This window comes from Marivita sp. (assembly GCF_017643905.1).
GTDB lineage: Bacteria > Pseudomonadota > Alphaproteobacteria > Rhodobacterales > Rhodobacteraceae > Marivita.
The window spans coordinates 1-6830 of record NZ_JAEPMO010000191.1 but is presented as its reverse complement, the minus strand read 5'-3'; the positions used below and the strand labels follow the sequence as shown (position 1 = coordinate 6830).

Below are 6830 nucleotides of genomic sequence, written 5' to 3'. Positions count from 1 at the left end.
GCCTGACGTGGTCGGTGATGACATGGCCAAGCAGTTGCGAGTTCTGCAGGACAAGCTGCCGCCGTTTTCCGTCGCCGAGGCCAAAGCTATGGTCGAATCCGAGCTGGGTATTTCCGTCGATACGCTGTTCACGGAATTCAGCGAACCGGTCGCGGCGGCGTCGATTGCGCAAGTTCACAAAGCCAAGCTCGCCCAGACCGGCGAGACTGTCGCGGTCAAGGTGTTGCGGCCGAACATCGAACGGGATTTCCGAAAGGACATCGACGCCTTTTATTTTGCGGCGAGCCTGATCGAATTGCTGTCGCCATCCTCGCGTCGCTTGCGGCCAATGGATGTGATCACCCATTTCGAAGGCGTCGTACTGGGCGAACTGGACCTGCGGCTTGAATCGGCGGCTGCGTCCGAGTTTGCGGCGAACACTGCACAGGATGAAGGCTTCCAGCTTCCCGCGATCAAATGGGATCTGTCTAGCCGCCGGGTGATGACGCTTCAATGGGCCGAAGGTTTGCCGCTTGGCGACAACGACGCATTGGATGCGGCTGGACATGATCGGGTCGCGCTGAGCGAGCGCGTCCTGCAACTCTTCCTGCAGCATGCGCTTCGCGATGGCTATTTCCATGCTGACATGCATCAGGGCAATCTCAAGGTGGCCCCGAATGGCGACATCATCGCGCTGGATTTCGGGATCATGGGCCATATCGACGAATACACGCGCCGGGTGTACGCCGAGATCCTCTACGGTTTCATCCGCCGCGACTACAAACGCGTGGCCGAGGTGCATTTCGAAGCAGGCTATGTGCCGAATGATCGCGATGTGGATGAATTCGCGCGCGCGCTTCGGGCCGTGGGCGAGCCGATCTTTGGAATGGACGCGACCCGCATTTCGATGGGGCGTTTGCTGAGCTACCTGTTCGAGGTGACCGAGCGCTTTGGAATGGAAACCCGGACGGAACTGATCCTGCTGCAACGCACCATGGTGGTTGTCGAAGGTGTGGCCCGGTCGCTGGACCCGAAGATGAACATCTGGAACGTCGCGAAGCCCATCGTTGAGGATTACATCAAGACCAGTATTGGGCCCCGCGCCTTTGCCAAGGACCTTGGGAAAACCGCGCTTGTGCTTGCCCGCTTTGGACCACGTCTGCCCGGATTGATGGAGCAGCTCTTGATCGAGCAGGCACAGGGGAAACCTGAACCCAAGCCCGCCAAGCTCAAGACGGCCCTTCTATGGGGCGTGATCGGCGCCGTTGTCGGCGGCGGTCTCGTCGCGCTAATCGAAGTGTTTTTCTGAACGGCGACCGGTTTCCGTAACCAAATACTAACGCTCTCACCTCTAAGGTCCCCCAAACCGCAGAATGCGAAGGGCTTGATGTGTACGGGATGTGGTCGAAATCGGCAGCTCTGGCTGTGGCGTTGGCTTTACTTGTCGGCACCATCTCGAACGCAAGTATTTGCGATATCGCTGCTCAACGCGCGGCCTCCGAAACTGGTGTGCCGCTGGATGTCATGCAGACGATCACGCGGTTGGAAACAGGGCGCGGAAAAACTGGCGACCCCTGGCCGTGGACGGTGAACCACGCCGGGGACGGCTCCTGGTTTCAAACCGAAGACGATGCGCGTTCATATGTGTTTTCCCAAGTCAAACGCGGGGAATCGAATCTTGATATTGGGTGCTTCCAGATAAACTACCGTTGGCACGCCAGCGGATTTCAATCTCTGGATGACATGTTCGATCCCGATTTGAACGCGCTTTATGCCGCTCGCTTCCTCGCCGACCTTTACCGGGAATTTGGCAACTGGACCGAAGCAGCAGGTGCCTACCACAGCCGGACCCCGGTTTACGCGGACCGGTACAAAGCCAAGTTTCAGAATATCCGGGGGCGGGTCACTGATCTTGCGTCGATTGATCCGGGCACCAGCAATGACAGGTCCGATGTGCGTTGGGGTCAATCAGGAACATCGCGCCCCGGATCGCTGTTCTTGTCAGGTGCGGCCGACCGGCGGCCTTTCATTGGCCTGCAAAGGACAAATTGATGGGCGCGGCGGTACACGGCCTCTTTGCCAAACCGACGGTGGCACTTGCCGTCGCCTTGATGGCGATCATCGTCATGATGATCCTGCCAGTTCCTGCCTTCGTCCTGGATATCGGATTGGCCGCATCGTTCGCCTTGGCGATCCTGATTTTCACAGTCACGCTGTTCGTCGAAAGACCGCTCGATTTCTCGGCGTTTCCGACAATCCTCTTGGTGTCTTTGATGTTGCGCCTGTCGCTCAACATCAGTTCGACGAAACTCATCATCGGCGAAGGTCACACCGGAACCGACGCCGCTGGTAATGTCATTCAAGGCTTTGCCGATTTTGTCATGGGCGGCAGTGTCTTTCTCGGGTTGGTCGTCTTCTGTGTGCTTTTGATCGTCAACTTCATGGTGATCACCAAGGGTGCGGCGCGCATGGCTGAAGTCGGCGCACGGTTTGCGCTGGACGGAATGCCCGGCAAGCAGCTCGCCATCGACAGTGACATGGCCGCTGGCGCCATCACCCATGCCGAGGCGCGCGCGCGGCGGGAACGCGAGTTGCAGGAAACCACGTTTTTCGGATCGCTCGACGGGGCGTCGAAATTCGTGAAAGGCGACGCTGTGGCGGGCCTCCTGATCACGCTGCTCAATATCGTGGTCGGATTGATCATGGGCACGCTGGTGCATGGCATGCCAATTGGCGCCGCGTTTGAGACCTATGCGATTCTGACCGTGGGCGACGGCCTGGTCACTCAAATCCCCGCGGTCATCATCTCGATTGCCGCAGCGCTGCTTCTGGCGCGCGGGGGGTCAATTGGCGCGACTGACCTGGCCATCACTTCGCAACTGGGCCGCCATCCTGCCGCGCTTGCCACCGTGGCTGTCCTTATGGTGCTTTTTGCGCTGGTTCCGGGTTTGCCGGTTGTGCCGTTCATGACCGGTGGTGTGATCCTTGGGGGACTGGCCTACTGGGTCTATCGGCAGAACGCCGCGACCGCGGTTGATGATTTGAAAGAGACCACGATGGTTGCGCCCCGAGACCGGCCGATTGGCGATGTTCTCGATCTTGATGACATCCATGTGGAATTCGCGCCAGATCTTGTCGACATGGTTCTCGACCCCGCCAGCGGATTGGATTCCCGCATCACGAATATGCGAACGCATATCGCAAGGAGTTTCGGGATGATCATGCCCGAAGTGCGTCTGACCGACGATGCCATGCTGAAGGATGGAACCTATGTTCTACGTGTTCACGGCGTTGAGGTGGCACGTGGGGTTTTGCACCCCGACCTGATGCTTGCCCTCATCCCTGAGGATGCGCAGACCCTGCCACGCGGACATGATGTGGAAGAACCCGTCTATGGTGCGCCGGCGCGATGGATTCAGCATTCCGAACGTGAGGACGCCCAATTGAGCGGCCTCATCGTCGTTTCCCCCAGCGAGGTTCTCGCAACGCATCTTCTTGAGATCATCAAGCGCAATCTGGGCCGACTCTTGACGATGAAATCGCTGAAACGGCTCTTGGACGAGCTTGGGACGTTGTCCAATCCGGCGCGTGCCGAAGCGAACCGCGCTTTGATCGAACAAACTGTACCGGACAAGGTGCCGCTGGATACGCTTTTGCAGGTACTCAAGCTCTTGCTGGACGAACAGGTGTCGATCCGCAATTTCCAGCTGATCCTTGAAGCCATTGCGGAAACGCGCGGACAGGGGCACACGGCCGATTCAATTTGTGAACATGTTCGACAAAGGCTTGGTTTTCAGTTGGTTGCCGCGATGCGCCGGGAAGACGGAACCATCCCGCTTGTGCATTTGGCACCGGATTGGGAAAAGCGATTCGCCGAATGCGAGGTCACAAACGATCGTGGCGTTTCAGACGTGGCGTTGCCGCCAAAGGATTTTGAAACCCTGTCGAAACGCATTGCAGAAGAATTGGCGAAGGCAAGCAGGAAAGGGGTTTTCCCCGCGCTGGTTACGCCGGGCCGACGCCGCAGATTCCTGCGCAGCATCCTGACGGCCAAGGGGATCAGCAACCCCGTCATGGCATTCGAAGAGATCGGCCTCGACGCGAAGCCAGCGCTTGTGGGCACGATACCGGTCTCGTCATGATCGACGGGTTCTTCGCGGAAATGAGCAACCAGATATGGTTGGTCGCAGCCGCCTTCCTTCGGATCGGCCCGGCCTTTTATCTCGCTCCGGGGTTTGGCGAACGCTATGTTTCGGTCTGCGTCCGTCTGTCGGTTGCCGGGATGTTCGCAGTTGCCATCGCGCCGGTGCTCGCCCCGCACGTGCCTGCGACTGCGCCGGCTGGGGCAGAGCTTCTGAAATTCGGGCTTCTGGAAACCACAATCGGGGTTTTCATCGGGCTCATGTCGCGCGGCATGATCTATCTTCTGGAAAAGGCCGGCGTTATCATCAGCCAATCGATATCGCTGGCTCAGATGCTGGGCAACGCGACCGAACCGATGCCTGTGATCGGCCATCTGCTGACAACGGCCGGAATCGCCATCCTGTTTTCGACCACCCTTGCCGACAAGATGATTTATTCCTTTGCGGCCAGCTACTCTCTGGGTTTTCCGTCGATGGCAGGCCTGACGGGCTATTTCGCGTCGAAGGCAACCGACATGCTGAATTTCGTTTTCAATCATGCGGTTGTTTTGTCGGCGGCGTTTCTCAGTGTGATGTTCGTCTATTATCTCTGCATTGGGTTCATCAACAAAGCCATGCCGCAATTCATGGTGTCCTTCATCGGCATTCCCTTCGTCGCACTGTTCTCCATCCATTTCCTGTATCAACATCACGAGCTCTTGTTGGAGGTCTGGCAGGAAAAAGCGCGGCTTATCCTGATGATGCCCTATGAGGCGCGCCCGTGAGCGAAGCCGGCGAAGACCAGAACGAAAAGCCGTATGAGGCGACCCGCCGCAAACTTGAAGAGGCGCGAAAGAAAGGCGAAATCGTTCGGTCACAGGATGTCGTCAACCTCGGTGCACTGGCTGTGTTCCTGGTGGCGATAAACCTGCTGTTCAGCGGATATCTATCGGCGGTCGTTCAAGACATCATGGGGTTCATCAGCCGCTCTGCTTCAAGCCGCGCTCCTCTTGACGGGGCAGAGGCGATTGGATCGATGACTTCCTGGATCGTGCCGTTGGGCACCATACTCTTTGTCATGCCATTTGCCGTTGTGCTTGGGGGCCTGGTGGCCACGAAGCAGGTGCTTTTCACCGGTGACAGGCTATTGCCGAAACTCAACCGCATTTCAGTGTTGGCCAATGCGCAAAAGAAATTCGGATGGTCGGGCTTGTTCGAGTTCGCGAAGAATTTCGTCAAATTCATGATTTTTGCGGCTCTGCTGACAATGTTCGTTCTGGACGGCTTTGATCTGTTTCAAATCGCGATTTTGCGTGGCGAACATCTGGCCCTCGCGAACATCCATGACGTGGCGCTTCGTTGGTTGTGGTGCACCTTGGGTGCCTATGTGGTTCTGGCTGCGACCGACATTCTTTGGCAGGTGCGGGAGCATGCCCGTAAGAACCGCATGTCCCACAAAGAGATGAAGGATGAACATAAAAACGAAGAGGGCGACGAAAACATCCGTCAGCAGCGCCGCGCCAAGGCGGAAGAAATTGCGACAAACCGGATGCTGTTGGACGTGCCCAAGGCGGTTGTCGTGATCACCAATCCAACCCATTACGCGGTTGCTTTGCAATGGGATGGCGGAACGGAGACCGTGCCGAAATGTGTGGCGCGTGGAACTGATGAAACCGCCCGCAGGATCCGTGAGATCGCAGTTCAGTCTGGCGTACCGCTCTACCGCGATCCTCCGACCGCGCGCGATCTTTATGCCAACGTGAAGGTCGGGATGAGCATCGAGTCATCGCATTACAAGGCGGTGGCAGCCGCCATCGGATATGCGCGTCGAATCCAAAACATGGTCGCGCATGACCGTCGATGACCGGATGTCCGGTGTCCTGACCGTGCTAGACGCCCGCGTTCAACTGCTCGAGTCGCGGTTCGCAGGCGATATGCGCGCTAAGGAGGAACTTCGATCGAAACAGATCGCCATCGCCGAACAGGAACAGGAGCTGATGCTGACGCTTCAGTCGAACTCGGTCAACCAACCCGCATTGTTCCGCGTAGGCGAATTGCGGTTGCGCAAGCTGGTCGAAGACCAACGCAAGTTGCAGACCGTTTTGGCAAAAGCGGCACTCCAGCGCAGTCTGGTTCACGATCAGTTGCGAGCCACGCTGAGGCAAAGGCTGGCCCTGACAGTGCAGATCGAGCGTCGCTCAACCGAGGCATCGGATCCGTACAGTTCGGTGCAAGACGATCTGGCTTTACGCCACGCCTGGAAACGCCATCAGAACGTGTCTTGACGTGCCATGTCGGTGATCAGCACCGTCACGTCTTTGGTGCCCAGAACGTCGGTCGACCGCGCGGTCAGCGCGTGTTTTACCAATTCCAGCGTTTTTCGTGAAATCAGGTCGTCCCTGAAGCCGTCCAGGGCTGCCAGATTGAACAGTTCGGCAAGGAATTCGTCACGCAGTTTCGGTTCCAACGCGCGGACGCGGTCCCCTTGCCCAGTCTCGACCTCGAGAGCAACGGTAAGGATCACCATCGCCCTGACACGGTTGTCGAGGATCACGGGGACAACGAACTGACTTGGAAGCTTGACGATTTCCATACATGGTGTGATTGCGGCGGTCGCTCTCCGGTGGCGCGCGAGGTCTGGTATAATGGCCTCACTGAGAAACAGCCGTGAGGAGAACGACCATGATTTACTATGCTGGTTTGGACGTTTCACTGAAAGAGATTTCGATC

Annotated in this window: 7 protein-coding genes; 6 read left to right on the top strand and 1 reads right to left on the bottom strand. The window is 57.7% G+C overall.

Annotated elements, in window-relative coordinates; genetic code table 11:
• The 6 genes from JJ869_RS20930 to JJ869_RS20905 all read left to right on the top strand — a co-directional run.
• Positions 1-1288, top strand: a 1288-nt coding sequence (locus JJ869_RS20930; RefSeq protein ID WP_292270355.1) for an AarF/UbiB family protein, incomplete at its 5' end; no start/stop codon positions are given.
• An 89-nt stretch (positions 1289-1377) separates the two neighbouring features.
• Positions 1378-2031 carry a lytic transglycosylase domain-containing protein gene (locus tag JJ869_RS20925; protein WP_292270352.1) on the top strand — a complete coding sequence of 218 codons (654 nt, stop codon included), beginning with the start codon at positions 1378-1380 and terminating at the stop codon, positions 2029-2031.
• Complete coding sequence (gene flhA, locus JJ869_RS20920; RefSeq protein ID WP_292270349.1) at positions 2031-4121, top strand: flagellar biosynthesis protein FlhA; 2091 nt, start codon at positions 2031-2033, stop codon at positions 4119-4121. The genes JJ869_RS20925 and flhA overlap by 1 nt, the downstream gene beginning before the upstream one ends.
• Positions 4118-4885 (top strand): flagellar biosynthetic protein FliR, encoded by a 768-nt coding sequence (locus JJ869_RS20915; protein ID WP_292270348.1) that lies wholly within the window; start codon positions 4118-4120, stop codon positions 4883-4885. The genes flhA and JJ869_RS20915 overlap by 4 nt, the downstream gene beginning before the upstream one ends.
• Positions 4882-5964: an EscU/YscU/HrcU family type III secretion system export apparatus switch protein gene (locus JJ869_RS20910; RefSeq protein ID WP_292270346.1), complete on the top strand. Its 1083-nt coding sequence runs from the start codon at positions 4882-4884 to the stop codon at positions 5962-5964. Before JJ869_RS20915 ends, JJ869_RS20910 begins: the two co-directional genes overlap by 4 nt.
• Positions 5951-6385 carry a hypothetical protein gene (locus JJ869_RS20905; protein ID WP_292270344.1) on the top strand — a complete coding sequence of 145 codons (435 nt, stop codon included), beginning with the start codon at positions 5951-5953 and terminating at the stop codon, positions 6383-6385. Before JJ869_RS20910 ends, JJ869_RS20905 begins: the two co-directional genes overlap by 14 nt.
• On the opposite strand, the gene JJ869_RS20900 is transcribed toward JJ869_RS20905, so the two are convergent.
• Complete coding sequence (locus JJ869_RS20900) at positions 6370-6693, bottom strand: hypothetical protein (protein ID WP_292270342.1); 324 nt, start codon at positions 6691-6693, stop codon at positions 6370-6372. The two genes, JJ869_RS20905 and JJ869_RS20900, sit on opposite strands and share 16 nt — an antisense overlap.
• Positions 6694-6830 lie beyond the last annotated feature (137 nt).